Annotated in this window: 2 protein-coding genes; both read right to left on the reverse strand. The window is 39.5% G+C overall.

The window, feature by feature from the left end; translation table 11 throughout:
- Positions 1–217: 217 nt before the first annotated feature.
- Positions 218–1,720, reverse strand: a complete 1,503-nt coding sequence (locus tag HX884_RS26115; protein ID WP_172755678.1) for a hypothetical protein — start codon at positions 1,718–1,720, stop codon at positions 218–220.
- A gap of 3 nt (positions 1,721–1,723) precedes the next feature.
- A partial coding sequence (locus tag HX884_RS26120) for a glycosyltransferase (RefSeq protein WP_178329012.1) occupies positions 1,724–2,400 on the reverse strand: 677 nt, incomplete at its 5' end.

Consider the following 2,400-nt stretch of genomic DNA (forward strand, 5'->3'; position numbering starts at 1 on the left):
TTACTCGGTAGACTCTATGAGGTAGTTTATTCCTAAATTAGCTGCGGAATGTCGGGTGATACAATAACAGGCACTGCAATTTGGGGGGTAGGAGATGTGGTTAATGACAATACTACATCATCAGCGGGTGGTTACATAGGAAAGATATACACAGCATCAGGATGGAAAAATTACGGAGCCATAAGCGCATAAAAAAAGCCCCGAAAGGGGCTTTAATTCAAAATGGAATACCATCATCATAAACTAGAATAGTCATTTTTTTAAATGTGAGCACTTCACTGGCGTAACCATAGCGCTCCTGTATACCAATGACGCACTTTTCTACGTCTGAACATTCTCTACCTTTTGAGATAGCGAAGAATTGCCTCTTCGGAAGACCATTTAGGAATTCTTCGGTATGCCATGATCGCATTGTTTGCCACCTCACTGAATATGGGTCCAGCCTATATCCATCACGAATGAATATAGGGAATATCTTTACATCCCCTCGACTAATCCAGTTAACAGTCATTGACTTATCCCAGAAATCACCGAAACCATATTGCAAGTCATGTTTCTTTAAGAAATCAATGTATTGATTATTCTCAGTTATTACACCTTTCGCCCACCACTTTTTCGTTTCATACGAGTTTATGGATGTAACAGCAAATAGAATAGTTATTACTAATAGTAACCTACTATATCTTCCCGATAGATTAATTGCTAGTATCGCGAATACACATGGAATTACGTTTACAAAAAAACGTGGTGGGCCTGGGAAAGACGAATTATTGCTTATAATGTATGAGGACACAATTCCGAGCAAAGAAAGGAATAATGTAATTGTTACATATCTCTTAATTCCACCACTTATCCATCCAATCCAAACAGAAATAAGTACCAAAAACAACATTACAAAGAACGAAGCAATATAAAATATATTGCCTTTCATTACAGAAATATTTATTGTTTCCCCTATCAATATGATGGAGCCATAAATGTTCTGCAACATCATACTGATATCAACAATTTCAAACTTCTGTATGTCGAAGCCCATCAGAATAGGCAGAACATGAGTAATTGATAATCCAAAAAAGGCGGCCATTACACAAAGATGAGATACTCTCCTTTCCTTTGAAAGGAATAGGTAGATCTCAACAAGAAGTATTGGCATAAAGAATGTAGGTGCGATCCACATATCAGATGAGTTCGCAATCAAACCTATAACGGCTATCATCGTTGTTATGTAAATGTTGTTCTTTGATAGGTTTTTGGTAAACAGCAACAACATTAGAAATCCATACGCAGCAGTTGAATAATGCGCAAATGGATGAGCAACAAACCCATCAGTTAACATTATCTGAGGCAATAATGTAGTTCCTACGATAACCGAAACATAGCTCCACTTTCCATTTGATATTTTAGATATCTCAGAAGAAAACAATGTAACTAGTGCTGCAAATAATATAGTAGAAATCAGCAACGGAATTACACCATCATCTCCTAGCAAAAAGAAGATTGCGAAGTTAATTGGGTATACAGTAAAATACCAATTATCAGGAGTGGGTCTCCAGTCAAAAAAAGAAGACACTCCCTTATCTAAAAACTCTCTCCATACTAATGGACTATTGGCATAATCAGAGTTTATTGGAAAGTATCTTGATATTATAAATGCCAAGAAAGAAAAAGAAATAGCATACATAATAATGGATGTGATTTTATTGTTTCTATTGTAATTCATAACTTAATTACCCTTTTTAATTATGTAACGAGGTCTGTGTTTAACCTCAACATAAATCCTGCCAATGTACTCGCCAAGAACGCCAATCCCGATCAGCTGTATGCCACCAAGGAACAAAATTGATACCAGCAGGGAAGGGTATCCGCGAACCGGGTTACCAAATGCCAGGGTGTCAAGAATCATCCATGCTCCGTAAATGAATGCCATTCCGGCTACGAACAAGCCGATATATGTCCACATGCGCAGCGGGAACGTTGAAAAGCTTGTTATCCCCTCAAGAGCAAGGTTCCATAGTTTCCAGCCGTTAAATTTCGTGCTTCCTGCCACACGTTCTGCGCGGGCATACTCAACAACATCGGTCCTACCGCCAACCCAACTCAGCACCCCCTTCATAAAAAGATTGCGTTCTGGCATGAGCTTAATATTTTCTACCACATCACGAGACATCAGGCGGAAATCGCCAACGTTTTCCTCAATCTGCGGGTAGCTGATTTTGTTGTGTAGCTTATAGAACCATTCTGCAGTCTTACGCTTCAGTCTGCCATCAGTGGAGCGATCAGAACGCTTGGCCAGCACCATGTCTGCGCCGTCCTGCCATTTCTCTAGAAGGTGAGGGATGACCTCTATAGGGTCCTGCAGGTCAACATCAATCGGAATTATTGCGTCACCGCTAGCATGAT

This window comes from Enterobacter sp. SECR19-1250 (assembly GCF_013391025.1).
GTDB lineage: Bacteria > Pseudomonadota > Gammaproteobacteria > Enterobacterales > Enterobacteriaceae > Enterobacter > Enterobacter cloacae.

Coding starts and splice junctions, on each gene's coding strand:
- HX884_RS26115 (WP_172755678.1), bottom strand. CDS start 1,720: ATGAATTACAATAGAAACAATAAAATCACATCCATTATTATGTATGCT.